General features: G+C 68.6%; 24 protein-coding genes. 10 read left to right on the top strand and 14 right to left on the bottom strand.

The window, feature by feature from the left end:
• Positions 1–3: 3 nt before the first annotated feature.
• Positions 4–885: an EamA family transporter RarD gene (gene rarD, locus ACIBH2_RS22305; protein ID WP_397120981.1), complete on the bottom strand. Its 882-nt coding sequence runs from the start codon at positions 883–885 to the stop codon at positions 4–6.
• A 193-nt stretch (positions 886–1,078) separates the two neighbouring features.
• Here rarD and ACIBH2_RS22300 point away from each other — a divergent pair, with 193 nt between their 5' ends.
• Positions 1,079–3,520: an HAD-IC family P-type ATPase gene (locus ACIBH2_RS22300; protein WP_397120258.1), complete on the top strand. Its 2,442-nt coding sequence runs from the start codon at positions 1,079–1,081 to the stop codon at positions 3,518–3,520.
• Positions 3,521–3,617: 97 nt separating this feature from the next.
• Positions 3,618–4,448 carry a PhzF family phenazine biosynthesis protein gene (locus ACIBH2_RS22295; RefSeq protein WP_397120256.1) on the top strand — a complete coding sequence of 277 codons (831 nt, stop codon included), beginning with the start codon at positions 3,618–3,620 and terminating at the stop codon, positions 4,446–4,448.
• A 1-nt stretch (position 4,449) separates the two neighbouring features.
• On the opposite strand, the gene ACIBH2_RS22290 is transcribed toward ACIBH2_RS22295, so the two are convergent.
• Together ACIBH2_RS22290 and ACIBH2_RS22285 are read right to left on the bottom strand one after the other, a co-directional pair.
• On the bottom strand, positions 4,450–5,361 hold the full coding sequence (locus ACIBH2_RS22290; protein ID WP_397120254.1) for an ADP-ribosylglycohydrolase family protein: 912 nt from the start codon (positions 5,359–5,361) through the stop codon (positions 4,450–4,452).
• Positions 5,362–5,501: 140 nt separating this feature from the next.
• A complete protein-coding gene (locus ACIBH2_RS22285) occupies positions 5,502–6,194 on the bottom strand; it encodes a MerR family transcriptional regulator (RefSeq protein ID WP_397120251.1) in 693 nt (230 codons plus the stop codon).
• A gap of 112 nt (positions 6,195–6,306) precedes the next feature.
• Here ACIBH2_RS22285 and ACIBH2_RS22280 point away from each other — a divergent pair, with 112 nt between their 5' ends.
• Positions 6,307–7,506, top strand: coding sequence for an erythromycin esterase family protein (locus ACIBH2_RS22280; protein ID WP_397120249.1), 1,200 nt, complete (start codon positions 6,307–6,309; stop codon positions 7,504–7,506).
• Between the two features lie 45 nt (positions 7,507–7,551).
• Positions 7,552–8,256, top strand: coding sequence for a helix-turn-helix domain-containing protein (locus ACIBH2_RS22275; protein ID WP_397120979.1), 705 nt, complete (start codon positions 7,552–7,554; stop codon positions 8,254–8,256).
• Here ACIBH2_RS22275 and ACIBH2_RS22270 read toward each other — a convergent pair.
• From ACIBH2_RS22270 to lspA, 4 genes are all read right to left on the bottom strand, one after another.
• Positions 8,238–8,813: a dihydrofolate reductase family protein gene (locus tag ACIBH2_RS22270; RefSeq protein ID WP_397120247.1), complete on the bottom strand. Its 576-nt coding sequence runs from the start codon at positions 8,811–8,813 to the stop codon at positions 8,238–8,240. The genes ACIBH2_RS22275 and ACIBH2_RS22270 overlap by 19 nt on opposite strands.
• 94 nt (positions 8,814–8,907) lie before the next feature.
• Positions 8,908–9,579, bottom strand: coding sequence for a hypothetical protein (locus ACIBH2_RS22265; protein WP_397120245.1), 672 nt, complete (start codon positions 9,577–9,579; stop codon positions 8,908–8,910).
• Positions 9,580–9,587: 8 nt separating this feature from the next.
• Positions 9,588–10,514 carry an RluA family pseudouridine synthase gene (locus ACIBH2_RS22260; protein ID WP_397120243.1) on the bottom strand — a complete coding sequence of 309 codons (927 nt, stop codon included), beginning with the start codon at positions 10,512–10,514 and terminating at the stop codon, positions 9,588–9,590.
• Positions 10,511–11,254, bottom strand: a complete 744-nt coding sequence (gene lspA, locus ACIBH2_RS22255) for a signal peptidase II (protein ID WP_397120241.1) — start codon at positions 11,252–11,254, stop codon at positions 10,511–10,513. The genes ACIBH2_RS22260 and lspA overlap by 4 nt, the downstream gene beginning before the upstream one ends.
• Before the next feature lie 214 nt (positions 11,255–11,468).
• Here lspA and ACIBH2_RS22250 point away from each other — a divergent pair, with 214 nt between their 5' ends.
• The 3 genes from ACIBH2_RS22250 (at position 11,469) to ACIBH2_RS22240 (ending at position 13,611) form a co-directional block, all read left to right on the top strand.
• Positions 11,469–12,362: a hypothetical protein gene (locus ACIBH2_RS22250; protein WP_397120977.1), complete on the top strand. Its 894-nt coding sequence runs from the start codon at positions 11,469–11,471 to the stop codon at positions 12,360–12,362.
• Positions 12,359–13,069 (top strand): hypothetical protein, encoded by a 711-nt coding sequence (locus tag ACIBH2_RS22245; protein ID WP_397120239.1) that lies wholly within the window; start codon positions 12,359–12,361, stop codon positions 13,067–13,069. Before ACIBH2_RS22250 ends, ACIBH2_RS22245 begins: the two co-directional genes overlap by 4 nt.
• An 83-nt stretch (positions 13,070–13,152) precedes the next feature.
• Positions 13,153–13,611 carry a VOC family protein gene (locus tag ACIBH2_RS22240; RefSeq protein WP_397120237.1) on the top strand — a complete coding sequence of 153 codons (459 nt, stop codon included), beginning with the start codon at positions 13,153–13,155 and terminating at the stop codon, positions 13,609–13,611.
• Between the two features lie 55 nt (positions 13,612–13,666).
• Here the strand turns inward: ACIBH2_RS22240 and ACIBH2_RS22235 are convergent, their stop codons facing one another.
• The 3 genes from ACIBH2_RS22235 to ACIBH2_RS22225 form a co-directional block, all read right to left on the bottom strand.
• Positions 13,667–16,957, bottom strand: a complete 3,291-nt coding sequence (locus ACIBH2_RS22235) for an arabinosyltransferase domain-containing protein (protein WP_397120975.1) — start codon at positions 16,955–16,957, stop codon at positions 13,667–13,669.
• A 137-nt stretch (positions 16,958–17,094) separates the two neighbouring features.
• The gene (locus tag ACIBH2_RS22230) at positions 17,095–17,631 is read right to left on the bottom strand and encodes a hypothetical protein (protein WP_397120235.1); all 537 of its coding nucleotides are present in this window, start codon (positions 17,629–17,631) and stop codon (positions 17,095–17,097) included.
• Between the two features lie 146 nt (positions 17,632–17,777).
• The gene (locus ACIBH2_RS22225) at positions 17,778–19,103 is read right to left on the bottom strand and encodes a DNA polymerase IV (RefSeq protein ID WP_397120973.1); all 1,326 of its coding nucleotides are present in this window, start codon (positions 19,101–19,103) and stop codon (positions 17,778–17,780) included.
• Between the two features lie 251 nt (positions 19,104–19,354).
• Here ACIBH2_RS22225 and ACIBH2_RS22220 point away from each other — a divergent pair, with 251 nt between their 5' ends.
• Positions 19,355–20,233 (top strand): UTP--glucose-1-phosphate uridylyltransferase, encoded by an 879-nt coding sequence (locus ACIBH2_RS22220; RefSeq protein WP_397120233.1) that lies wholly within the window; start codon positions 19,355–19,357, stop codon positions 20,231–20,233.
• Positions 20,234–20,309: 76 nt separating this feature from the next.
• Here the strand turns inward: ACIBH2_RS22220 and ACIBH2_RS22215 are convergent, their stop codons facing one another.
• Positions 20,310–21,311 (bottom strand): SMP-30/gluconolactonase/LRE family protein, encoded by a 1,002-nt coding sequence (locus ACIBH2_RS22215; protein ID WP_397120231.1) that lies wholly within the window; start codon positions 21,309–21,311, stop codon positions 20,310–20,312.
• Between the two features lie 65 nt (positions 21,312–21,376).
• The gene (locus ACIBH2_RS22210) at positions 21,377–21,913 is read right to left on the bottom strand and encodes a C40 family peptidase (protein ID WP_397120229.1); all 537 of its coding nucleotides are present in this window, start codon (positions 21,911–21,913) and stop codon (positions 21,377–21,379) included.
• Between the two features lie 233 nt (positions 21,914–22,146).
• On the opposite strand from ACIBH2_RS22210, the gene ACIBH2_RS22205 reads away from it, so the two are divergent.
• Positions 22,147–23,214 carry an alpha/beta hydrolase gene (locus tag ACIBH2_RS22205; protein ID WP_397120227.1) on the top strand — a complete coding sequence of 356 codons (1,068 nt, stop codon included), beginning with the start codon at positions 22,147–22,149 and terminating at the stop codon, positions 23,212–23,214.
• Here ACIBH2_RS22205 and ACIBH2_RS22200 read toward each other — a convergent pair.
• Positions 23,162–23,740 carry a TetR/AcrR family transcriptional regulator gene (locus ACIBH2_RS22200; protein WP_397120225.1) on the bottom strand — a complete coding sequence of 193 codons (579 nt, stop codon included), beginning with the start codon at positions 23,738–23,740 and terminating at the stop codon, positions 23,162–23,164. The genes ACIBH2_RS22205 and ACIBH2_RS22200 overlap by 53 nt on opposite strands.
• 76 nt (positions 23,741–23,816) lie before the next feature.
• On the opposite strand from ACIBH2_RS22200, the gene ACIBH2_RS22195 reads away from it, so the two are divergent.
• Positions 23,817–24,230, top strand: a complete 414-nt coding sequence (locus ACIBH2_RS22195; protein ID WP_397120223.1) for an organic hydroperoxide resistance protein — start codon at positions 23,817–23,819, stop codon at positions 24,228–24,230.
• Positions 24,231–24,233: 3 nt separating this feature from the next.
• On the opposite strand, the gene ACIBH2_RS22190 is transcribed toward ACIBH2_RS22195, so the two are convergent.
• Entirely contained in the window at positions 24,234–25,037 is an 804-nt protein-coding gene (locus ACIBH2_RS22190) for a hypothetical protein (protein WP_397120221.1), read from the bottom strand.
• Between the last annotated feature and the right edge of the window lie 67 nt (positions 25,038–25,104).

Genomic DNA, 25,104 nt, shown 5'->3' with positions numbered 1-25,104 from the left:
CGTTCACGCGGGCTCGATCGGCACGGCCACGCGAGAGCGGCGCGCATGCCGCCACGCGTCGAGGCTGAAGACCGCCAAGGCCGCCCAGATGAGCGCGAACCCGGCCCACCGCGACGGCGGCATCTCCTCGTGCACCACCAGCACGCCCCACGCCAATTGCAGTGCGGGCGTGAGGTATTGCAGCAATCCCATGGTGGACAACGGAACTCGCTGCGCGGCGAGCGCGAACAGGATCAGCGGCACCAGGGTCACCGGGCCCGAGGACATGAGCAGCGCGGTGTGGCTGATGCTCGTGCCCATCTCACCCTGACCGGTGACCGCCAGGACGATGACCGCCGCCAAGGCGAACGGGAACGCGACCAGCCCCTCGGCGGCGAGTCCGCGCAGCGCGTCGAGCTTGATCACCTTCTTGACCAGACCGTAGGTGGCGAACGAGCATGCCAGCACCAGCGCGATATAGGGCGGCCGCCCGTAATCCACGGTCAGCACCACCACCGCGAGCGCGCCGAGCCCCAATGCCGCCCACTGCGCCCGCCGCAGCGTCTCGCGGAAGATGAGCACGCCGAACGCCACCGTGACGAGCGGGTTGATGAAGTACCCGAGCGCCGCCTCGACCACATGCCCAGAGATGACGGCGAAGACATAGGTCCCCCAGTTGATGGAGATGGCCGCCGACGCCACCGCGGCCATGCGCCACGTGCGGGCGTCGATTGCCCACAGTTCGCGGATTCGCCCCGCGACGACCAGGACCAGCAGCGCCACGACCAGGGTCCACAGAATCCGCTCGGCCAGCACCTCCACCGGGCTGGCGAAGGAGAGCAGGCCGAAGAACGCCGGGAACGAACCCCACAGCGCATAGCAACCAATCCCGAACAGGACGCCCATCTCTCGACCGGTGCGCCGCGCACCCGCCCGCCGATCCTGTCCCACTGCCGAAGGTCCGTCTGCCACACAATCACGTTAGCGTGCGCAACTATCGCGGTTCATCCGTATTTGCCGAACGGTCGCCGATCCCGGCCACGCGCTGCGGCGATAGCGTGTACCGGCATTTTCCCGGCGGCGTTCTAGGCTGTTGCATATGTCGATCACCGCGCAGGCTTTCGCGAGCCCCGGACTCACCTCGGCCGAGGTGGAAGAGCGCCGCCGGAACGGTTTGACCAACGATGTGCCCGAGCGGGCCAGCCGCTCGGTGCGCGATATCGTGCGGGCCAATGTCTTCACCCGCATCAACGCCATTCTGGGAGTGCTGTTCATCCTGGTGATGGCCACCGGCTCGATCATCGACGGCATGTTCGGCCTGTTGATCGTCGCCAACAGCGCGGTGGGCATCATTCAGGAGGTCCGGGCCAAGAAGACCCTGGACGACCTGGCCATCGTCGGCCAGGCCAAACCGGTGGTGCGCCGCGACGGCCAGGCCACCGAGGTCGCGCCGCAGGAGGTGGTGCTCGACGACATCATCGAACTCGGACCCGGCGATCAGATCGTGGTGGACGGCGAGGTCGTCGAGGCCGAACTCCTCGAGGTCGACGAATCGCTGCTCACCGGTGAGGCCGATCCCATCGACAAGTCGGCCGGGGCGCAGGTCATGTCGGGCAGTTACGTCGTCTCCGGCAGCGGCGCGTACCGGGCCACCAAGGTGGGCAAGGACGCCTACGCGGCCAAGCTCGCCGAGGAGGCCAGCAAGTTCACGCTGGTCAACTCCGAACTGCGCAACGGCATCAACACCATTCTGAAAGTCATTACCTACCTGCTGATTCCGGCGGGTCTGCTCTCCATCTACAACCAGTTGGTGTCGTCCAAGGAGCAGTGGCGGCCCGCCGTCAACGGCATGGTGGCCGCCCTGGTGCCGATGGTCCCCGAGGGCCTGGTGCTGATGACCTCCATCGCGTTCGCGGTGGGTGTGGTGCGCCTGGGCAGGCGGCAGTGCCTGGTACAGGAACTGCCCGCCATCGAGGGGCTGGCGCGCGTGGACGTGGTGTGCGCGGACAAGACCGGCACGCTGACCGAGAACGGTATGCGGCTGGCCGAGATTCGACCGGTGGACGCCTCCGGAACCGTCGGCGAGGAGAACGGCGACGACGAACTGCGTCGGGTACTGGCCGCCCTGGCCGCCGACGATCCTCGGCCGAATGCCAGTGTGCTGGCCATCAAGGAGGCGCTGCCGGACGCCCCGGGCTGGAAATCCACTGGCGTAGCGCCGTTCTCGTCGGCCAAGAAGTGGAGTGGCCTCTCCTACGGCGAACACGGCAACTGGCTGCTGGGCGCGCCGGACGTGCTGCTCGATCCGACCACCGATACCGCCATCACCGCGCAGGACATCGGCGCGCAGGGGCTGCGGGTGCTGCTGCTGGCCAGCAGCGACCGACCGGTGGACGCGGCCGACGCGCCGGGTCAGGTGACGCCGCGGGCGCTGGTGGTGCTCGAACAGCGGGTGCGGCCCGACGCGCGGGATACGTTGGAGTACTTCGCTTCCCAGAATGTCGACATCAAGGTCATCTCCGGTGACAACGCGGTCTCGGTGGGCGCGGTCGCCTCGTCGCTGGGGCTGCCGGGCGGCGACCACGCCATGGACGCCCGCAAGCTGCCCAGCGATCAGAACGAGCTCGCCGACGTGCTCGACCACCAGACCACCTTCGGGCGGGTGCGGCCGGATCAGAAGCGCGCCATGGTCTCCGCCCTGCAATCGCGGGGCCACACCGTCGCCATGACCGGTGACGGCGTGAACGATGTGCTGGCGCTCAAGGATTCCGATATCGGCGTCGCCATGGGCGCGGGCAGCCCGGCCACCCGCGCGGTGGCGCAGATCGTGCTGCTGGACAACAAGTTCGCGACGCTGCCCTACGTGGTGGCCGAGGGCCGCCGGGTGATCGGCAATATCGAGCGGGTCTCGAATCTGTTCCTCACCAAGACCGTCTACTCGGTGGTGCTGGCCTTCCTCATCGGTATCGCGGGCGTCGGCTCGCAGATCTTCCACTACGAGGCGATCGGCTATCCGTTCCTGCCTCGCCACGTCACCATCGCCGCCTGGTTCACCATCGGCATTCCGGCGTTCATCCTGTCGCTGGCACCCAACAACGAACGCGCGCGCACCGGATTCGTGGGACGCGTTATGCGCCTGGCCATTCCGTCGGGCGTGGTCATCGGCGTCACCACCTTCATCTCCTATCTGCTGGCCTACCAGGGGCCCGACGCCACCGAGACCGAGAAGGTGCAGGCGGGCACCACCGCGCTGATCACGCTGCTGATCATCGCGGTGTGGGTGCTGGCCATCGTGGCGCGGCCGTGGGTGTGGTGGAAGGTGCTGTTGGTCGCGGGATCGGTTGCGGGGTACGTGATTCTGTTCTCGCTGCCGTTCACCCGGGAGTTCTTCAAGCTCGATCCGTCCAATATCGGGCTCACCACCGCCGCCTTCGTGCTGGGCGGAATCGGTGTCGTACTGGTGGAGTTGGCGTGGTGGGTCAGCGCGCGGTTGCGCGGTGAGAAGCACCAGCTGCTGCCCGCGGTGGGCGAGCAGGAGTAGGCCGAACCGCGACACAGCAAACTGGTCGCATGGTTTGGCTCGCCGTGAACTTCCTTGTGCAGGGCTGTTATTGAAAATTGTGGGTACCTTGTGCGGTATGGAGGTCCTGCTGCATCAGATCGACGCGTTCGTCGACGCACCGTTCTCCGGGAATCCCGCGGCGGTCATGCCGTTGCTGTCGTGGCTCCCGGATGAACTGCTGCAACAGGTCGCCGAGGAGAACAATCTCGCCGAGACCGCCTTCTACACCTCGGCGCTACCGCCCGAGGCCGGACCCGCACCGGACAATTCGCCCGCGTTCCATCTGCGCTGGTTCACCCCCGCGGTGGAGGTGGATCTGTGCGGTCACGCCACCCTCGCCACGGCCGCGCAGATTCTGGAGGATATGCACCCGGGCGCGGATCGCGTGCACTTCTACACTCGCAGCGGCTGGTTGCGCGTGGACCGCACAGCCGACGGCGATCTCGTCATGGATCTGCCCGCCGTCCCGTCCGAGGACCTCGACGTGCAGGCCGATCTGCCGCACAACCTGGCCCAGGCCTTGGGGGTTCGTCCTATTCGCGCGCTCAATGGCACCGATGTGGTGCTCATGGTCACCTCGGAAAACGAAGTACGCGAGGCTCGTCCAAATTTCTCCGCGTTCCCGTCCATCCACCGCGGCGTGATCATCACGGCGGCCGGTGAATCGGTGGATTTCGTCTCGCGGTTCTTCGCACCGGGTGTGGGCGTCCCCGAGGATCCGGTCACGGGTTCCGCGCACGCGCAGCTCACTCCCGTGTGGAGCCGGGAGCTCGGGCGCACCTCGCTCACCGCGCGGCAGCTCTCCGCGCGCGGTGGGGCCCTGCGGTGCACGCTGAGCACGGATCGGGTGTTGCTGTCGGGCCGCTGCCGCCGCTATCTGGATGGTGTTGTGCGCCTGCCGGATTGAGTCAGCGGGTGGTGATGCGCTCGGTTAGTTTCAGCAGGTCCTCGGCACGGTACCCCGGGTAGCCGTGCAGGATCTCGCGCCAGTCCGCCGGTATCGCGGAGGCGCCGTGGACCGCGCCGAGCAGCCCGCCCGCGATGGCGGCGGTGGTGTCGGTGTCGCCGCCCGCGCGCACCGCCAATTCCAATGCGCCGGTGAGGGATTCATCGTGGGTGATGGCCCACCACGCGGTTTGCAGCGCGTGCACCACCCAGCCGTTGTTGGCGAAATCGGCGGGTGTGCCGGTCTCGGCCTGGTCCAGCAGCGGCGTCCAGAATGCCGTGTCGACGGCCGAAAGTCCTTCGCGCAGACCGTCGTAGGTGCCGTGCACGACCGCGTGGCGGATGGCCAGCGACCACAGCACGCAGGCGTCGATGGCCTGCGGGTCGTAGTGGGTGAGCGCGGAGACCCAGGCCGCGGCCTTGGCGCAGTTGTCGGCGTCGTCGAGGTAGAGCAGTGCCACCGGCGCGGTGCGCATGAGCGACCCGTTGCCCGCCTTCCGGCCGGGGAGATCCCGTGCGCGCTCGCGCATTTCCCGCGCGTTGGGGCTGCGCGCCTCCAACACCATGCGGGTCTGGTTGCCGATATCCGGCGGTACGGAGTCCCACCATGCCACGAACTCGGCCGCCACCGCGTCGAGTCCGGTCTCCTCGTGCAGGTCGCCGACGTCGGCGGCGGCGCGCGCCACCGCGATGGTCATGGAGGTGTCGTCGGTCCACTCCCCCGGCGCCCAGAAGAACGTCCCGCCGCCCTTCATGAAGATCGGCACCTCCGGCCCCGGATGGGTGAACTCGTATCCGGCTCCCAGGGCGTCCCCCGCCGCCGTTCCGAGCAGTACCCCCGCCGCCCGGTCCGCCTGCCGCTCGCTCAATTCCATCGCCCCAACCCCTTCACAGTTGTCCGAGTTCGCCCCCAACTCTCGCACAGCGGTCCGACACCGCCGGGGAGCACGTCGGAAGATCATGATCGGTAGTTGCCGGATCGACTGCGGCGCAAACACTTCCATGGTCCAGGGGATCAAGCTCGATCGAGCAGCGTGAGATAGGCGTCGAATTGGGCCGCGCCGGTGAGCAGATCGCGGCTACGCGTGGTGAGCCGGGATTGCCAGGAGTCGAGAAAGACGCGCAGGGTGTCCGGGCTGCCCGCCTCGCGCAAGGTGTCGAGGAAGGTCGCTATCCGCCGTAGCGGCTGACCGCCACGGCGCAGCTGGCGGGCGATGTCGGCGTCGCGAACGGCCGTCGGACCGTATTCGCGGTAGCCGGTCGCGCGGTCGCGGGTGGGGCGCAGAATGCCTTCGGTCTCCCAGGTGCGCAAGGTCGCCGGGTGCACGTTCAGGCGGTGGGCCAGTTCGCCGACGGTCAGCGGTCGGCCGGTGGCCGGGGCGGGGACGGCGGCGAGGGCGGCCAGCGCGGCGGCCACCTCGGTGTGGATGGCGCGTTCGGTGAGCAGGTCGGCGTGGCTGGCGTCGATGAGCCGGTACGCGGTCTCGAGGTCACCGCGGTGGGTCGCGCGCAGGATATCCGCGGCGCGCTGATGTCCGTGGCCGCCGCGCAGGGCGAGAAAGGCCCGCAGCGCCTGGGCATGCAGGGGCGTGTAGCGCCGGTACCCGGTCGCGCTGCGCTCGGTCGGCGGGAGGATGCCCGCGTCGTCGTAGTTACGGATCGCCTGCGCGGACAATCCGTGTTCGCGGGCGAGATCGATAGGTCGCACGGCATCCCTACTTTGAAGCTTTCGACCACTGATCGCAGGTGGTTGTCGCGAAAGTCTCACCCGATTCTTCAACGATAGCGTCGAAGGCAGTCCCTTCCGGAAGAGGTGTTTCATGTCTACCGCCACCGCACTGCGTGGAATCGGCCGCCCACTCGACGATCAGACCGAGCTGGGCCGCGCCCTCGACGAACTGCTCGACGCGCACGGCGAGCCGACCCTGCTCGGACTCGGCGAACCGGCACACGGCGTCGCGGCATTTCCCTTGCTGCGCAACGACATCCTCACGCATCTCGTGCGGCGGGGATTCCGGTCGATCGCGCTGGAGACCGATATCTTCGCCGCCGCCCTGGTCGACGACTACGTGAACGGAGCATCCGCCGATCTCGACACGGTGCTCGCCACCGGGTTCAGCCACGGATTCGGCGCGATACCGGCCAATCGCGACCTGGTCGAGTGGCTGCGCGAGTACAACGCCGGGCGCGCACCGCGCGATCGCGTGCGCTTCCACGGCTTCGACGCCCCGGTGGAGTTCGCGAGTGCGCCGAGCCCACGCGAAGCCCTGACGGCGGTCCACGACCACCTGCCCGAGGCAATGCGTCCGGAATCCGCCCGAGCCCTCGATGCGCTGCTCGGCGCGGACTCCGACTGGTCCGATCCGGCGGCCATGTTCGACCCGGCGGCCTCGGTCGGCGACTCCTCTCGCGCGCACCTGCTCCGACGCGTCGCCGAGGATCTCGCCAGCGCACTGCGCCGCGCCGCCCCCGGTCTGTACACCGCGGACCCGGCTGCCTACACCCGCGCCGCCGCTCACGCCCGTGCCGCCCAAGGGCTGTTGCGCTACCACGCGGCCATGGCGCGCGGCGGCCCCGACCGCATCGCGCACCTGCTCAGCCATCGCGCCGACATGATGGCCGAGAATCTCCTCGCGCTCGTCGCGCGGGAACGCCACCGCGGGCCGACGCTGGTCTTCGCGCACAACATCCTGCTCCAGCGCCAGCTGCCCGCTGACGCGCAACCCTGTTGCAGCGCAGGCGCGTTCGTGGACCTCGCCCTCGGCGACCGTTATCTGTTCCTCGCGACCGACGCCGGTCTCGCCCCTGCCCCGGGCACGCTCCAGGCCGCCCTGTCCGAGGCGACCGTGCGCCGCACCCTGTTCCCCACCCCGGCCCTGCGCGATGCCCTGCCCCCGACCCAGTCCGCGGCCGAACCGATCGTGCGCGGACACATCCCGCTCACCCCTACCGATCTGGCCCGCGCCGACGCCCTCGTCTTCCTCACCGATACCGACGGGTCCCAGCATCAGTACTGGTGAGAGCGGCGGGTGCGCCGCTGCCGCAGTAGGATTCGGCTGGTGGGAATGGTCTTCGAAACACGCGGTTCGGATTCGCCGTGGATCGATTCGGTGTGGACGTGCCGCAGTGAGCACGTCACCGAGATGACCTGTGTGGCCAGCCAGAACTGGGGCCTCGTCTTCTGGGTGCAGGAGGACGTGGCGTTCGCGGGGATTTCCGGCCCCGAAACCCGCTGCGGCACAGCGCCGGTACCGGAGGGGGCGGACTTCGTCGGGGTGCAGTTCACCGTGGGCACCTCGCTGCGCGCGGTATCCGCGCCGACCCTGGTCGACGGCGGCATCCTGCTACCCGATGTGACCGACCGGAAGTTCTGGCTGGCGGGCAGCCACTGGGAGACGCCCCGGGCGGACACCGCCGAAGCGCTCGTCGAGCGCCTGGTGCGCGACGAGGTGCTGGTGCGTGACCCGCTGGTCTCGGCGGCCCTGAGCGGGCAGCTCCCGGCGACCACCGAACGCACCCTGGAGCGCCGGTTTCGGGCGGCGACCGGTCTCACCCAGGGCGCGGTGCGCCAGATCGGGCGAGCTCGATCCGCGGCCCTGCTGTTGAGCGCGGGCGAAGCCCCGAGCCAGGTCGTCGACAAGCTCGGCTACTACGACGAACCCCACCTCGCCCGCGCGCTGCGCCGCTACGTCGGGCGCACCGCCGGACAGCTGCGCGAGGGCAGCGGCGGTGCGCTCGCCCTCGATCTCGGTCAGCGCACCACGTCGTAGATCAGCTTGGTCACGCCGTTGGAGTAGCTCGCGCAGTCGCGCAGCCGCAGCTGCCGCTTGTCGTGCTCGGCCTTGCTGAACAGGCTCTTGCCCTCGCCGAGCAACACCGGGAACACAAGCAGGTGGTAGCGGTCGATGAGATCGGCGTCGGCGAGTCGGCGGGCCAGTTCGGCGCTGCCGTGAATGAAGATGGCACCGCCCTCGCCACGCTTCAGTTCGGCGATGTCCTCGACCGACCGCAGCAGGGTGATCTCGCCCCAACCCTCGATCAGCTCATCGTCTTTCAGGGTCGTCGAGACCACGTATTTGGGCAGGTCCTTGTAGGCGGCGTGGTCCTCGGAGTCGCGCCAGATCGGGGCGAATGCCTCGTAGCTGCGGCGGCCGAACATCAAGGCCGACGTTTCGGCGAGTTCCTCGCCCTTGAGCGCGAACACCTCGGGGACGAATTCGGTCTCCAGCACCCAGCCGCCGCTGCGGTGCCCCTCCTCCTTGCCGCCCGGCGAATCCACGACGCCATCGAGTGACATGAATCCCGTGTAGACCAATTCGCGTGCCACAGTTCCTCCTCCAATCACCGGCGGAGACCCGGCGTCTCCTGTCCGTCATGAGCCTAGGGAGCCGTGGCGCCGCCGTCTTGGACAGAAACGACATCTATTGGTCGGGCACCGGGCCGTCGTCGGAGCCGGGCGCGGCGAACTCCTGATATTCGGGCAGCAGCGGTACGACCGCGAACGTGCCACCGGCCGCCGCGGCCGGGAGCGCCTCGACGGCGCGAATATCGGTGTGGGAGGACAGGTTTCGCAGCTGGTCGAGTGTGCCGCGCACGACCAGGCCGACCGTACAGGCGCAGTTGGCCGCGAGCCGGGCGGCGGCCACGGCGGCGATCCGGCCCGCACGGGTCCGCGCGCCCTCGACGGTCGCCTCGTGCGCCAACTCCCCCGCCGCCAGCTGGACCGAACGCAGTGCGGCGGCGTCACCGGCGGCCACCGGTACGGCGACGATGGGCGTCACCACCCGGGGAAGCTCGACGTGGTAGAGCACCTCCGAAATACGCAGTCCGCCCGCGTATTCCGGAATGCGGTCGGCGGATATCGCGGCGGTGAACGAGATCAGCGCCCAGTGCTGGTCGGAATCGCTGCCCCGCAACGACTCCCGCGCTCGATTCAGATAGTCGGCGATCGCCTCGCCGTTCTCGGGGCCGAGCCGGTCGGTCGTGACCACGGGGGTGACGGGCGGTTTGATCCAGCCCAACACCATGACCACGACCGCCACGAGCGCCGCCGAAACCGCGGCGGTGACGCGTCGCACCAACTGCCTGTCCACCTGTGCCCCTAGGCGTTTCGCAGCACGTCCAGGGCGTGTTCGAGGTCCGGGGGGTACTCGCTGGTGATCTCGACCCAGCGGCCGTCGGCCGGATGGTTGAAGCCCAGCTGCCGCGCGTGCAGCCACTGGCGCTCCAGGCCGAGGCGCTCGGCCAGCCGGGGGTCCGCCCCGTAGGTGAGGTCACCGCAGCACGGATGGCGCACCGCCGAGAAGTGCACGCGAATCTGGTGTGTGCGACCGGTTTCCAGGTGGATGTCGAGCAGGCTCGCGGCCTGGAACGCCTCGATGGTGTCGTAGTGGGTGACGCTGGGCCGCCCGTCGGCGGTCACCGCGAATTTCCAGTCGTTGCCGCGGGCGCGCCCGATCGGCGCGTCGATGGTGCCGCTGGACGGATCCGGATGGCCCTGCACCAGAGCGTGATACCGCTTGTCCACGGTCCGGTACTTGAACGCCCGCTTGAGCTGGGTGTAGGCGTGCTCGGACTGCGCCACCACCATCACACCGGAGGTGCCCACGTCCAAGCGGTGCACAATGCCTTGGCGCTCATGGGCTCCCGAGGTCGAGATGCGGTAGCCCATGGCCGCCAGTCCCCCGACCACGGTCGGCCCGGACCAGCCCACCCCGGTATGCGCCGCCACGCCCACCGGCTTGTCCACGGCGACGATATCGTCGTCGGCGTAGAGGATCTTCATCCCGTCCACGGGGGTGGCCTCGACGGTGAGTTCGCGCTTGGGCTCGGGGAATTCGACCTCCAGCCACGCCCCCGCGGTGAGCCGATCCGATTTCCCGGCGGCGGTGCCGTCGATCTGCACCGAACCGTCCTCGGCGAGTGCCGCCACCGCCGTGCGCGAGAGGCCGAGCAGCCGCGACAGTCCGGCGTCGACACGCATGCCGTCCAAACCGTCCGGCACCGGCATGCTGCGGGTTTCCCTCATACCGTCTTCTCCTCAGCGTTCTTGTCGTCGGCGTTGTCGTCGCCGTGCTGGGCCCGGGTGCCGTCGGGTTCGAAGCCGAAGACGGTCAACACCACCAGCAGGATCGCGCCGCACACGATGGCCGAATCGGCCACATTGAAGACCGGCCACCAGCCCACGGCCACGAAATCCACCACATGCCCCTGCAGCGGACCGGGCGAGCGGAACAGCCGGTCGATGAGATTGCCCAGCGCGCCACCCAACACCATGCCCAAGCCGATGGCCCACCACAGCGAGCGCAGCGTGCGACCGATCCGGATCACGCCGATCACCACGGCGGTCGCGACCAGGGTCAGCAGCCAGGTCATGCCGGTGGCCATGGAGAAGGCCGCACCCGGATTGCGCACCAGGCTCAGCCGCGCCCAGTCGCCGATCAGATAGATGGGATGCCCCGGCTTCAGCGTCGCCACCACGATGGTCTTGGTCAGCAGATCCAGCCCCAGCAACACCGCCGCGATGATCAGCAGGGTGCGCAGCCGCAACGGCTGACGCGGGCTCGCGGCGTCGGCCGTCGATTCGTCCGATGACTCGGCGGCGGCCGACCCCGACTGCCCGTTCACGCCGCCGACCTGCGCCGAATCAACCTCCGACCGCGCCGAATCCGGTGCGGCGGGATCGGTGTCGGGGGCGGTGTCGCCGGGCGGCGGGTCGGTCTGGTCAGCGTCGATATCGCGCGGCCGGTCGGTACTCACGCTTGACATCATCCCCTATCGCCATTGCGGCCCTGTCGCTCGCCGTACCGCCCTGAGAAATAGGTAGGCGCGAGCGGCCCCGCAACCCAGCTGATCCTCAGGATCGCGCCGTACCCTGTTCGACGTGACGGTGTTGTCTTCTCCCCCTTGCCCGGCGACCGCCACCGCACGCTCCGGCAAACCGCGTTCTGGGTTGCGCACCACTCGCTCCAGTGTGCTGTTGATGGTGTTCGCGGTCGCGCTCTCGGCTCTCGGCGTCGGTTGCGGCGACAGCTCGGAGGCGGCGGTCGAGGGTGATGGCGCGGAACCCGCGGGGCTCAACAAGGCCGAGGTCACCATGCCCATCGCGGCGGTGGTGACCACCGTCGTGGATCCGGGCGCGGAACCACGCAGCGTGCTGCGGCGCGATTTCCCGACCGGCACCACCCAAGAGGTGACGCTGCGCACCGACCACCACATCGAGCAGCAGATGAACGACCAGGCGATGCGCGACTTCTCGCCCGCCGCGGTCACCATTCCGCTCTCGGCGCAGACCACCGAGGACGGCGTCGAGCTGGTGCTCGGCAATGTCACCTCCAACGACCCGGTGCTCGCCAAGGCGCTGCTGCCCGCCGACGGCTCCCGCGCGGGCCTGGACATGACCGACGACGGCGCGATCACCGCGCTGCGGCTGGCCCCCAACACCGCCACCTCCGATACCGCGCGCGCCGCCCTGGAGCAGGCGTTCTATCAGGCGGTCTACCAGTCCATCGCGTTCCCGGAGACCCCGGTCGGGGAGGGCGCGGTGTGGACGGTGCGGCAACAGGTTTCGGGTGGCGTGCCGCTCGACCAGGTCACCACCGCCACGCTCACGCACGTCGACGGCAATCGGCTGACCATCGCCATCGACGTCACCCAGACCCCGAAGACCAAGGTGTGGGATCTACCCAATGACGCTGGCACCCTCGATATCGTCGACTACCTCATGCACGGCACCGGCATCATCACCGTGGATCTCGGTATGCCGCTGCCGGTCTCGGGCGCGGTGACGGTCGGCGGCAACCAGACCTACCAGGATCCGCGCAGTGCGGTGACCCTGCGGCAGACCCTGCGCACGCAGGTACTGTGGGGCGAATGAACGGACGGACTGTGACTGCCGCCCTGGTGGCGACGCTCGCGGGAATGGCCGTATCGGCTTGCGGCTCCGAGGATTCCGGGCCGAACCTGTCGCCGTTGGGACCGGAGGTGACACCGCCGTCGACGACGGGCGCCGCCGCGGTACCCGATTCGCCGACGCTGCGCTCGGATCTGCTCGCCGCCAGCCAGCTACCCGCCGGATACACCGCCCTGCCCGATCCGGAGCCCGGTGACGGCGGCGCGGCCGAGGGCGTGGACCCCAAGCAGTGCGCGAAGGTGTTGGCCCCCATCGCCGAACAGTCCCCCAACGCGGTCTCGCGGGCCGTCGCGCAATTCGAGGGGACGAATTTCACCAGTATCGACATCGACGCCGCCGGATACGCCAATGGCGCGGCGGCGCAGGCCTTCTCGGCCGCGCAATCGGTGTTGCGGGAATGCACCCGCTACACGAGTACCGCCTCCGATCAGACCACGGTGGAATTCCGGCTGGGCGGTTTGCAGCAGCCGACGATCGGTGACGCCTCCACCGCGTTCACGGTCGACACCGCCAGCGAGGGCGTCACGCTGCATACCGCGGTGAGCCTGACGCTGGTCGGCAGCACCGTGGTGCAAGTGGCCTTGACAGCTCCGGAGGAACCGGATCCGCAGCAGCTCAGCGCCGTGACGGCGGCGCAGGTGCGGAAATTGCAGGGTATCGCCGGGCCCTGAGCCCCCGATCGATCGGGCGATTCTGTCGGTACCCCGGCCTAGGCTCGGTGTGTCCTACACGACATCGATCGGAGGTTCTTCCGATGCCCGCAGTCAATCCCATTCCCGAGGGTTACCCGGTGGTCTGTCCCGCGCTCGCGGTGGACGGCGCATCCCATGCCATCGACTTCTACAAGCGGGTGTTCGGCGCGTCCGAACGCTTCCGCATGCCCGGCCCCGACGGCAAGATCGCCCATTGCGAACTGCAATTCGGCGATTCCCTGGTCATGCTCGGCGATCCGGCGCCGCAGCTGGGGTTCCTCGATCCCAAGGCGATCGGCGGCACCCCCGTCAATCTCTACGTCTACGTCGAGGACTCCGACGCCGCGCACACCGCCGCCGTGAACGCGGGAGCCCGCGAGGTCGAGGCCCCGTCCACCCAGTTCTACGGCGACCGCACCGCGGTCTTCGAGGACCCGTGGGGCCACCGGTGGACGGTGGCCACGCACGTCGAGGATGTCAGCCCGGAGGAAATGGAAAAGCGCATGGCCCAACTGGGCTGACCGCCCGACCCACCTGGCGCACCCGCTTCAAAGGCGAAACGGGTGCGGACCGCTGTCAGCGCCAGCCCAGCACGTCGATAGGGCCGGGACTCCACAGACCGGAGCGGTTCGCGGTGGTGATCTCGGGCCGCGCCGGAACCGCCGACGTGTCGAGACGGGTGAACCGCTGCAACTCGCCCCAGTCCGTGCGCCACGAGTGGTTCAGGTAGGTGGCGATGGTCTGCGGGCGCAGCAACAGCGCACTCCAGCCGAGCGGGCCGCCGCTGTCATGGCTCTCCCAGCGGTTGGTGTCCTTCGCGCCGCCGCGGTCGGGCAGGATGCGCCACTCGGGGGTTTCCGCGATGCCGTCGTGGTGCGCGTAAGGCCGCTGACACGGAACCTGTAGTCCCACCGCCCAATCCAGCAGCACCGGCGCATCGGAACCGACCACCTGTTGCAGCGTGCGTGTCTGAGGCACGCGCGGCGGGGTCAACGCGATCCACTGCTTCCAGTTCTGGTCACGATCGGTGGCGACCAGTCGGACCGCCGTGGCCTCGGCGGGGATGTTGGCGAAGGGGAAACGCAGATTGCGCCACGTCGGCGCGGGGCCGATGTCGATCGGCGCCACCCGACCCAATTCCTGCATCTCACCCGCGGAATCAGTGGTGCCGTAAGCGATTTCGACCGATTGGCCGGAGGTGGCGACACCGGAGGCGTCCACCGAGCGAATGCGACCGGCCGCGGCCACCGCGATAATGCCGTCGCGCTCGTTCGCCGCGGGCAGTCGGTACCAGCCGGTGGTGAGGCTCGCGACCGACTCACTCGTACCATTGCTGCCCAGCACCGGGGTGGCGGCCGGGTCGAGGCCGAACGGCAGTGCGGCCGTGGTGGTTCCGGACGCGTCGTCTTGTTCCGCACTGTCGAGCGCGGTGTTGAGCGCACTGGTGTCGACCTCGTCGTCGGCCTTCAGATCGGTCGCCACTCCACCGGGGGTGAAGCCGACCGACTCCGCGCCGAAGGTGCTGAACGCGTCACCGGCCACCGGCGCGAGCATGCCCGCGTTGGGGTCGAGCTCGACCAGCACCTCGTTCGCGATACCGCACGGCTTGCCGAGCACCGCGTCGACATTCGACTTGGCCAGCGAGAAACCGGGATACTGCGCGACCGCGCCCTTGGCGAGCGATCCCACTTCGAACAGCACCATGAAGGCGGCCACCACGGTCAGTGGCGGGATGGTCAGCAATCGCCAGGTGCGGCGGGAAATACGGTGCGGCGTACCGGGTTCGGGCCCACGTGCGTGGAACCAGCCAGCCAACGCCAGCAGGAGCAGGGCCAGCAGCAGGAACAGCTTGTTGACGCCGAGGCCAGCCAGGACGACGGGTTTGTCGTTCCAGGGGATACCCCAGTTGGACACGTACCACCAGCCGTTGATGCTGGAGAAGGTGATGGCCAGCAGGAACGCCATGGTGGCCGCGAAGAGGGCGCGGTTGCGCGGGGAGCGCAGCACACGCGGACCCAGCGCCACGGCGGCGACAACCGCCACCGCGCCCGCGAGTCCGGCATAGACGCCGTTGTGGTGGGTCCACTTGGTGGGCGTCGTCATCATCAGCAGCATCACGCCGACGCTGGTGCCGAGCAGTCGCCGCACCGGTCCGGCGGCGGTGAACGGAATCCGACCGCCCTTGCGCAGCAGGACGAACGCGCACGCCAGCAGGCCGGTCCAGAACATGAACATGCCGAAGCGGCGGCCGACCGAACCGTCGATGGTAGGCATGAACAGGTACTGGTAGCGCAGGTACTCGTCGTACCAGGCGACATTCGGGCCGACGATCTCGTGGACGCGCTGCATTTCGAGCAGGGCGGCCAGGGTCTGATCGGCGAAAGCCACTGCCAGCACCGCGGTTCCGGCCGCGGCCACCGGCACGAGCAGGCTCAGATACGCGAGGAAGCGGGTGCGCAGCACGGTCCAGAACCCGGCCTCGGCCGCGACGGGCTTGCTCAGATCGCGCGCACGGGCATCGAGAATCCGCCACATCGGACGGATCCCGGCCAGCAGCGCGGCAATACAGATCACGCCCGAGGGCCCGGCGGTACAGGCGAAGGCCCCGATGGCGGCCGCCACCGCGTAGGGCAGCAGGCGGCGCGTCGCGATGGCACGTTCCACCGACACCCAGGTGAGCAGCAGCGACAGCGCCACCATGGCTTCGGGTCGCAGACCGTTGTTGTAGGGCAGCCACACCGCCAGGAAACCGAGTCCGCCGGTCCAGACCGCGATGCGGTGACGCGAGATCCGGGCTCCCAGTCGCGGTATCACCTCGCGGCTGATCACCAGCCAGGAGATGATGCCCGCCAGCAGCGCGGGCAGACGTACCCAGGGGCTGGACGGATAGATCTCCGCCAGTCGTCCGAGCAGGTCGTAATACGGTGTGCCGACCGGGTTCTCGGGAACGCCGAAGTACGCGAAGTAGTTGGCCATGTAGCCCGACGGGATCGAGGCCCGGCCCATATTGAACTGGTAGCCGTCGTCCGCGGTGGTGGCGCCGATGAAATGCCACAGCACCAGCGTGCCCAGCACCACGCCGTCGACCGGCTGAAACTTCCACCAGCGCCGCGGGAGAAAGCGGCGCGTGCGCCTGCCGTCGCGGCGATCCAGGTGATACAGCGCGAACAGGGCGACGAGCGTGCCGATCGCCGCGGTCCAGATCGCCACCCGCTTCAGCAGTGTCGGCGTCGAGGAGAAGCGGCTGTCGACCTGCGCGGTGGCCTTCGCGCCGTCGGCGCTGGCCAGATCGCTGTAGATGCCGACGACCTGCGGCCGGTAGTCGCCGTCGAGCGTGACCGGGGCGACCGTCGAACCGGTGAGGGTCGCGGTGGTCTGGGTCATTCCGGCGTGCACGACCAGCGCGCAGTCCGCGCCGAGTTCGTCGACCGGCACGCTGACCAGCGACTGGTCCCGCAGCACCGCTTGCAGCCGAGCGGGTTTGGTGGTGCCGTCCTCCGCCGTCTCGGTCGGCGTCACCCACGCCATGAACCCGTAGCGCCACCGGTCGGGCGCGCCATTGGGCGTGGTGGCGACGAGCGTGCCGCCGCCGTTCGAAACGAGTTGCGCCACAGCCGAACACGGGATCTCGGTGTCGAAACTCACCGGTGCGTAGGAGACCAGCGGCGCTTCGATGCTCCGCGACGAATCACCCTGCGGCCAGGACAGTGTCGTCTCGTCCACGGTCACCGGCAGCAGCGGCACCGCCAGCGCCGAGAGGACCGCGATCAGGCCCGCGATCAGTGCGACGGGCCGCGCCCATCCCGCTCTCCGATCGATGGTCGCCGATTCCGCTCTGTCGGCGGGGTCCGCGTCCGCCTTCACCATCACATCGGTCACGGAGGGCGATGTTATCGAACGATTCCGGAAACGGCCGATCGCGCCGGTCGAGGCGGTGGCGGCGGGTCATACGCGAACGGGTCCGGCATCCGCGAGGGACACCGGACCCGTCGGGGGGCTATCGCCTAGGGGCAGGCCGGGGAGGTCTGGTTGGCGGCGGTGAGCATATTGCAGATCCACTCCTTCTGGACCTTCCACTTGCCGTCCTCGGCCACGAACGGCACGACCGCCTGCTGCGGCGCGCCACCGGCGACCGACACCTGCGCGTCGGCGGTGATGGTGCCGTCGCCCAGATCGGTCACGCCCGTGACGGTGATGGCGGCATTGTTCTGCTGGACCGCCTCGACCAGTCGGGTCGGCAGATCCGGATCGGCGCTGACGCCCTGCATGAGCTCGAGCTTCTCGGAGTTCGGCACATTCGGGTCCAGACCGCGCTGCAGCTCCGCGTTGAGGTCGGCCGGGGTCGGCACCGGCGGCAGGTTCGCGGCCGCGGTCGTCTGAGAAGTGGTGGTCTTCTTCGCGGGCTTCTCCGTCTTGTCACCACTGCCACACGCCGACAGTCCGAGTGCGGCCACGACAGCCAGGGTGGCGACCGCGATACGTCCAGTCTTCTGAAGCTTCAACTGCTCGTCCTTTACGTTCGAGTAGGTCCGTTCGTCCATGTGACAGCCACCACCCGACGGCGACGCTGCACGAGGCACCAGGCTAACAGCGGCATGCCCCGAAAGTTGTTCCCGAGCCCCGCCCGCACGCACTTTCAGACCGAATCCACAGAGTTTCGACAGGCCGCGCGCAGACTCCGCGCCATTCAGCGCAGACTGTGCAGCGGGTCGGCGCGGCGTAGTTCGGGGTCGGCGGCGGCGAAGGTGCGCGCGGGACCCGGCCCGGTGGAACGGGTCTCGAAGCGCACGGTCACCACGCCGTGGCCCGCGCCCTGCACCCAGCCGTGGCCGAATTCGCCGTGTTCGACATCGAGGCCCGGGTACCAGAGTTGGGTCGTATAGGAGCGCGTCGCGGGCGGCACCTCGGGTTCGGGGACGTCCGCGAGCCCGAGAGTCGGCTCGTCCGAGACCGATTCGTCGGTCTCGACGGTGCGGTCCAGCTCCGGGAACAGCGATTCCTGCCGAATCTCCGACAGTCCGGCGAAGCCCACGCCGACCAAGCGGATCGGGCCGAGTTCCGCGGGATCGATGGCCGAGCGCTGCGCGGCGGCGGTGAGGGTGGCCAAATCCTCGGTGGCATAGGGCAATGTGGACGAGCGGGTCACGATGCTCATATCGGCCTTCTTGAGTTTGAGTACCACCGTGCGGGCGGCGCGGCCGTCGGCGGTGAGGCGGCGGTGCGCGGCGGCGGCCATGGCCTCGATGGCGGGGCGCAGCTGCGGGAGCGTGACAATATCGGTCTCGTAGGTGGTTTCGGCGCTGATCTGTTTGGCCTCGGCGCGTTCGGCCACCGGCCGGTCGTCGATACCGCGCGCGAGTCGGTGCAGGGCCGCGCCGACGCTGCCGCCGAGAATCGAGGACGCCTCCGCCTCGGGCAGGGCCGCGAACGCGCCGACGGTCTCGATTCCCAGTGCGCGCAAACGGCTTTCGGCCACGGGGCCGATCCCCCACAGTTTGCGCACCGGCAGCGCGGCCAGCATGGACCCCTGTTCGAGGGGTGAGACCACCCGTACCCCATCGGGTTTCGCGAGACCGGAGGCGATCTTGGCGAGCTGTTTACCCGTTCCCGCCCCGACCGAGGCCACCAGGCCGGTGCGTTCGCGCACCAAAGCCCTTAGCTGCTCACAGAATTCGAGCACCTCGGCCGCGGTGGCACCGGCCAGTTCCGCCGGTTCGCCGAACGCCTCGTCGAAGGAGAGGGTCTCCAGCACCGGGATTCGCGAGCGCAGCGCCTCGAACACCTGCCCGCTCAGCTCGCCGTACACGGCGCCGCGCGGCGGGATCACCACCGCGGAGCCGCCGACCAGGCGGCGGGCCATGTGCATGGGCATGGCCGAGCGCGCGCCGTACACCCGCGCCTCGTAGCTCGCTCCGGCCACCACGCCGCGGCCGCCCATACCGCCGACCAGGACCGGGCGGCCGCGCAGTGTGGGGCGGGTGAGCTGTTCCACCGAGGCGAAGAAGGCGTCCATATCGATGTGCAGCACCCAGCGGCGACTCGCGGTGGCGGTGTCGCGCCGGGTGTCGGCTGGGAGTTCGCTGCCGATCGGCTGCGAGTTCTGGCCAACCGACCAGGACTCTCCGGTGGCTCGATCCGACTCCGCGTCAGCCCGTTGACCAGGCGCGATATGCCCGGGTAGGGAGTCGGCGGAGGTGGTCATGGAGGAAAATCTACGCCCGGCTACCGACAGGTACGACGGCGCGGATGTGTGATGATCGGTTCATGACGATTCGCAAGGCCGTGATCCCCGCCGCAGGCATCGGCTCGCGCCTGCTGCCGTTGACCAAGGCGATTCCGAAGGAGATGCTGCCGGTCGGGGACAAGCCGGTGATCGAGCACACCGTGCGCGAGCTGGTGGCGTCCGGAATCACCGATATCACGATTGTGGTCAGTGCCGGAAAGTCCTTGATCCAGGACCACTTCCGCCCGAATCCCGCGTTGGTGGCGCAGCTGCGCGCCGATGGCAAGCAGGCCTACGCCGATGCCGTCGAGGAGGTCGGTGAGCTGGGTCGCCTCGGCCACATCACCTATCTCGACCAGCACGGTCCGTACGGCAATGGCACGCCGGTGCTCAATGCCGCCCGCACGCTGGGCGACGAGCCCATGCTGGTGCTGTGGCCCGACGACGTCTTCGTCGCCGAGGTGCCGCGCGCCCAGCAGCTCATCGACGCCTACGAGAAGACCGATGCGCCGGTGCTGGCCCTCATGCCCATGGATCCGGCCGAATCGCAGCGCTACGGCGTGCCGGTGGTCGAGGAGGAGCACGAGAGCGGGCTCATGCGCATCAGTGGCCTCAAGGAGAAGCCCAAGCCCGCCGACGCGCCCTCGCAGTTCGCCGCCATCGGCGGTTACGTGGTGACGCCCGGCATCATCGAGGAGCTGCGCCGCCAGGTGGACAAGTGGTACACCCACCGCACCGGCGAGGTGTACCTGACCGACGCCATCAACATCTTCGCCGCCGACAACCCGGTGTACGGCCAGGTGATTCAGGGCCGCTGGTACGACACCGGCAACCCCGCCGACTACCTCGTCGCCCAGTTCGCCTCCGCCCTCAACAATCCGGAGTACGGCCCCCTGCTGCGCGGTCTCTGCTGCGAATGAACCCAACTCTCGGGGACTTTCAGGGGCTTCGCCCCTGAAACCCCTGGGGCAGTAGGGCTTCGGCGGCCGGAAGCCGCTACGGCAGCGGCACGATCACGAGGCGGTTGTCGGGCATGGCTGGGATCCAGATGTTGCGGCCCGCGGGGTCGACGGCGAAATCGGCTGGGCCGTGCAGGTTGTCGGGGAGGCGGAGCTGGGTGGCGGGGGTGCCGTCCGGGCGGTAGACGGTGAGTGTGCCGGACTTGTCGCCTTGGGTGGATATCCAGTCCGATACCACGATATTGCCGGTCGAGAGCACCGCGACGCCGTCGAGGATGCCGTGGACCGCGCCGACGCGTTGCGGCACGGCCGGGGTCTGGGTGAGGTCGAGTCGCCAGAGGTCGCCGCCCTCGAACGCCTCGCCGTCCGCGACCACGTAGGCGGTTCTGCCCGAGTCGTCGATCGCTATGCCGTTGGCTCCGGGGATTCCGGTGGCGCGCGGTTCGAAGTGCTTGGTCTCGATGTCGAGCTGGTACACGGTGTCGCGGTAGGTGTCGGTGACCAGCAGGGTGCGCGAGTCCAGTGCGACGATGTCGTTGAGCAGCGCCGGTGCCCCGTCGCCGAGGGCTGCCTCGAAGACCTGTCCGTGACTGCTGGTGTCGTAGCCGACGATGCGGTCGACATCGGCGACGAAGACCCGATTGTCCACCGCCGCCATACCTTTCGGCGCGTGCAACGGCGGATCGCCGGGCCTCGGCATGGCGCGGCGCGCCGTGAGCGTTCCCACCGCGTTCAGTTCGGTCAGGAAGCCATCGCCGTCCTTGGCCGCCGGATCCGGGTCGACGCGCCCCAGATTCGACACCAGCCAGCTGTCACCGGCGAACACCACACTCTCCGGAACCGAAAACCCTTCTATGGCTCCGGGTTTCGTGAGGGTACCGGGCGAGCCACCGGCCACCGGCACGGTGGTGCCGCGCAGCCCGCCGCCCCCGTCGCCGCCCGCGCCACCGCAGGCCGTGACGAGTGCCAGGACAGCGATTCCGGCCGCGTACCGCGCTCGCCTGCCGCTCGATCGCGCGGCCGTCGACAACTCGGACATGCCACCCACCTCCGAACGCGCCCCCGACGACAGTCTAAGAGCGGCAATTCATTTCGGGTGGGTTCTCAGTAGTAACGGCGAATGGAGTAGATGTCGAACTCGTTGAGCGGAGTCAGCCCGATCGGCACACCGGGCGAGTGGGCATTGAACAGCTGTCCGTTCCCGGCGTAGATGCCCACGTGGGAGGCATCGCCATTGAGGATGACCACATCACCCAGCTGCATCGCGCCGACCGGTACGTTCAGCCCGGTCTCGGCCTGTTGCCAGGTGGTGCGCGGCATATCGATGCCGACGCTGCGGAAGGCCCACTGCACCAATCCGGAGCAGTCCCAGGCATCGGGGCCGGTGCCGCCCCAGAGATAGGGCTTGCCGGTCTGGGTGGTGGCCAGGCCCAACGCCGCCATGGCGCGCGGGCTGGCGATCGGCAATTGGGCCGAGCCGGAGGCACTTCCGGACCCGGAGCCGCTCGCGCTGCCGGAACCGGAACCCGAGGCGCTGCCGGTATCGGCGTGCGCGACACCGGCCCACAGGGTGCCGGTCGAGAGGAGGATGGCGGCGGCCGAGACGGCCCGAACGATGGCGTGGATCGGTTTTCGTTTCACGTGCTCGCCCTTCGGTCAGCACTGCCAACGATCATTAACCACGAATTAGCTATCTTATCGTTTGTAACTCATCGATCCGATGGGACGTGGCACCAAGCCGCACGCGTGTCGTGAGAGACCTGTCACAAATCGCGACGAATACTCCCCCTGTAATTAGGGGCATACGTAACATTTCGCCCGTTCCCGTCGGGGGATCCGGGAGTCCGAGACCGCCAGCTATCACAGGGGCCCTGTTGACTCGTCGCACTCGGGTGCGAGCGCTGCTGCTCGCACCTCTGGTCGTTTTCGCCTGCGCACTGCCCAGTACCTCCGATCCCGCCGCGGCGGGCACCCCGGATCCGGTCACCAGCACCGGAACCTTGGTCGCCACACCGGTTTCCGCGGACGGTTCCCGCATCACCGCCTATCGCATCCGCGACAGCCGCACCGTCGAGATCACCATCAGATCCGAGGCCATGGACCGCGATGTGGAGGTCGTGGTGCAGCGCCCCGCCGACACCTCGGTGCCGCGCCCGGTGCTGTATCTGCTCAATGGCGCTGGGGGCGGCCAGGATACGGCGACCTGGCGGCGCAATACCGATGCCGCGCAGTTCTTCGCCGACAAGGACGTCAATGTCGTGCAGCTGATCGGCGGCGGCTTCACCTACTACACCGATTGGCGCGCACCGGATCCCAAGCTCGGCACCAACAAGTGGCGCACCTTCCTCACCGAGGAGCTGCCGCCCATCATCGATGGCGCGTTGGGCACCAACCAGATTCGCGCCATCGCCGGAATGTCGATGTCCGGGACCTCGGTACTCCAACTGCCGATCGCCGCGCCCGGCCTCTATCGGGCGGTGGCCGCCTACAGCGGCTGCGCGCGCATCAGCGACCGAATCGGCCAGCAGTTCGTGAAATTGGTGGTCGCGGCGGGCGGCGGCGACGCCACCAATATGTACGGCCCGCCCGAGGATCCGGCCTGGGTCGCCAACGACCCGTACGTCAACGCCGAGGGCCTGCGCGGCTTGGAGCTGTACCTGTTCAACGGCACCGGCCTGCCCGGACCGCACGACACCCCCGGCGATATCCGCAGCCTCGGCCCCGCCGACGGCGGCCTGATCCAGCAGCTCGTCGTCGGCGGCATCATCGAGGCGGCCACCGACTGGTGCACCCGCAGCCTCGTGAACAAGCTCGACGAGCTGGACATCCCGGTAACCGCGGATTTGCTACCTAACGGCACGCACTCCTGGGGCTACTGGGAGGACGCGCTCAAGAAGTCGTGGCCGGTGCTGGCGCGGGGCCTGGAGCTACCCGAGAACTGATCTGCCCCAAGGCGGTTCGCACACCCGCCTGGACGGTCTCGGCATCGCCCACCCCGCCGCTGAGCGCCACCCCGTCGCGCACCAGCAGCAGATAGTGCGCGGCGGTCTCGGGGTCCTCGTGCCCCGCCGCGACCAGGCGCTCGCGCATGAGGTCCAGGAACCAGCCTCGATAGTCCGCCACCACCGCGCGCACCGCGTGCGCCGGATCGGGAAATTCGATGGCGGCGTTGAGGAATGGGCACCCCCGGAAGCCGGGACCGCAGCTCAACTCCCCCAGTCGTTCGAAAATCGCGGTGACACTGTCGATTCCGGAGCCGGACACCGCGTCGAGCACCTCGCGCTGGCGCGCGTATTCCCGCGTCAGGTAGGCGACGACCAGATCGTCCTTGGTCTTGAAGTGCCGGTAGAACGTGGCCTTGGCGATTCCGGCCTCGGCGATGATCCGGTCGATGCCCACGGTGTGGATGCCCTCGGCGTAGAAGAGCCGAGTGGCCGTCTCCAACAATCGCTCGCGGGCCGCACTCATACCCTTGACGATAGCAGACAGATCTGTCTACTCTGAACGAGCCCAGTGAACAGACAGATCTGTCTAGGAGGAAATCATGGCTCCCATGTACACCGCAGTGGCCACGTCGATCGGCCGGGAGGGCCGGTCCTTCAGCGATGACGGCATTCTCGACCTCACCCTCGCCCGCCCCAAGGCCATGGGCGGCGATGGCGCGGGCACCAATCCGGAGCAGCTCTTCGCCGCCGGATACTCGGCCTGTTTCGCCAGCGCGCTGCAGCTGGTCGCCAAGCGCATGAAGCTGGAGGCCGACGACGCGTCGGTGACCGCCGAGGTCGGGCTGAACAAATCCGACGAAGGCGGGTTCAGCCTCTCGGTCGTGCTGCGCGTCGAGCTGCCCGAGCACCTGCACAACGAGCAGGGTCAGGCGCTGCTCGAGGCGACCCATCAGGTGTGCCCGTATTCCAACGCCACGCGCGGGAACATCCCCGTCGAGTTGGTCGTCGAATAGCCCTCATTCCTTCTCCGCCAAGGGGAACGTCTGCTGCACCGAGGTCCAGTCGAACCAGCTGTCGCAGTCGGCGATCCAGGTCCGGCCGGTGTCGAGATTCTCGATGACCACACGCAGCAATTGCCACCGGTCGGAATCGGCGGTCATATCCTCGAGCCGCACCTCCACCTCGGTCGGCGGATCGTGATCCACGTACGTGAACGGGCCGTAGCGGCGATGCGCGCCGCTGCGCACGCTCTCGTCCGGATCGTTGAGCGCCAGCCAGGTCAGGTGGCAGTCGGTGGCCCCGAGCAGGCGCACCAACACATTGGCGCTGGTACCCGCGCCCGGTTCGGTGCCGGTCTCGATGGTGACGGCGTAGCGGGCCGACGGCAGCCGGTCGAGGGCGAAGTCGCGGGTCAGCACGATCTCGCGGCTCCCGGTCTCGGCGGGCTGCACGCCCGCGGCGAAGCGCTGTTCGGTCTCCGGCATCGGACTGCTCTGCCAGAGCGTGTGCCGTTCGACATCCTCGATCTGGAACCAGTCCAGGGCCGCCAGCGTCCAGGTGGAGGTGGGCGAATCCACCCGCGCCTCCAGCGATTTCACATCCTCGAGGGGTGTGTCGAAGGCCAGCACCCCGCACTCCTCGCGACCGAGCTCGGCAGGGTCGCCGGGCAGATGCACCTCGATCTCGCCAGTCCAACTGCCTTCGCGCCCATCGCCATTGGCGATGGTGTCACCGAGCCGCAGATGTACGGCTCCATTGGTACCGGATCTTTCAGCGCCCCCGTATCTGACGGTGACGACGAACTGCGGTCCATATGGCATGGTGGCCACCTCCCAGCCACTGAGTAGCCCCTCATTCCCGAAGGAAACGCCTGCTCAACAAGCTGGG

Origin of the sequence: Nocardia sp. NPDC050406 (assembly GCF_044459025.1) — a bacterium.
In the GTDB taxonomy this organism is placed as follows: Bacteria; Actinomycetota; Actinomycetes; order Mycobacteriales; family Mycobacteriaceae; genus Nocardia.
The sequence above is the reverse complement of the archived record's forward strand: the minus strand, read 5'-3'. Positions and strand labels throughout refer to the sequence as shown.

Bases quoted from the DNA above. Each gene is read 5' to 3' on its own strand.
- rarD (WP_397120981.1), bottom strand. From the start codon at position 885: ATGGGCGTCCTGTTCGGGATTGGTTGCTATGCGCTGTGGGGTTCGTTC.
- ACIBH2_RS22300 (WP_397120258.1), top strand. From the start codon at position 1,079: ATGTCGATCACCGCGCAGGCTTTCGCGAGCCCCGGACTCACCTCGGCC.
- ACIBH2_RS22295 (WP_397120256.1), top strand. From the start codon at position 3,618: ATGGAGGTCCTGCTGCATCAGATCGACGCGTTCGTCGACGCACCGTTC.
- ACIBH2_RS22290 (WP_397120254.1), bottom strand. From the start codon at position 5,361: ATGGAATTGAGCGAGCGGCAGGCGGACCGGGCGGCGGGGGTACTGCTC.
- ACIBH2_RS22280 (WP_397120249.1), top strand. From the start codon at position 6,307: ATGTCTACCGCCACCGCACTGCGTGGAATCGGCCGCCCACTCGACGAT.
- ACIBH2_RS22275 (WP_397120979.1), top strand. From the start codon at position 7,552: ATGGTCTTCGAAACACGCGGTTCGGATTCGCCGTGGATCGATTCGGTG.
- ACIBH2_RS22260 (WP_397120243.1), bottom strand. From the start codon at position 10,514: ATGAGGGAAACCCGCAGCATGCCGGTGCCGGACGGTTTGGACGGCATG.
- lspA (WP_397120241.1), bottom strand. From the start codon at position 11,254: ATGTCAAGCGTGAGTACCGACCGGCCGCGCGATATCGACGCTGACCAG.
- ACIBH2_RS22250 (WP_397120977.1), top strand. From the start codon at position 11,469: ATGGTGTTCGCGGTCGCGCTCTCGGCTCTCGGCGTCGGTTGCGGCGAC.
- ACIBH2_RS22245 (WP_397120239.1), top strand. From the start codon at position 12,359: ATGAACGGACGGACTGTGACTGCCGCCCTGGTGGCGACGCTCGCGGGA.
- ACIBH2_RS22240 (WP_397120237.1), top strand. From the start codon at position 13,153: ATGCCCGCAGTCAATCCCATTCCCGAGGGTTACCCGGTGGTCTGTCCC.
- ACIBH2_RS22235 (WP_397120975.1), bottom strand. From the start codon at position 16,957: ATGGTGAAGGCGGACGCGGACCCCGCCGACAGAGCGGAATCGGCGACC.
- ACIBH2_RS22230 (WP_397120235.1), bottom strand. From the start codon at position 17,631: ATGGACGAACGGACCTACTCGAACGTAAAGGACGAGCAGTTGAAGCTT.
- ACIBH2_RS22225 (WP_397120973.1), bottom strand. From the start codon at position 19,103: ATGGACGCCTTCTTCGCCTCGGTGGAACAGCTCACCCGCCCCACACTG.
- ACIBH2_RS22220 (WP_397120233.1), top strand. From the start codon at position 19,355: ATGACGATTCGCAAGGCCGTGATCCCCGCCGCAGGCATCGGCTCGCGC.
- ACIBH2_RS22215 (WP_397120231.1), bottom strand. From the start codon at position 21,311: ATGTCCGAGTTGTCGACGGCCGCGCGATCGAGCGGCAGGCGAGCGCGG.
- ACIBH2_RS22200 (WP_397120225.1), bottom strand. From the start codon at position 23,740: ATGAGTGCGGCCCGCGAGCGATTGTTGGAGACGGCCACTCGGCTCTTC.
- ACIBH2_RS22195 (WP_397120223.1), top strand. From the start codon at position 23,817: ATGGCTCCCATGTACACCGCAGTGGCCACGTCGATCGGCCGGGAGGGC.
- ACIBH2_RS22190 (WP_397120221.1), bottom strand. From the start codon at position 25,037: ATGCCATATGGACCGCAGTTCGTCGTCACCGTCAGATACGGGGGCGCT.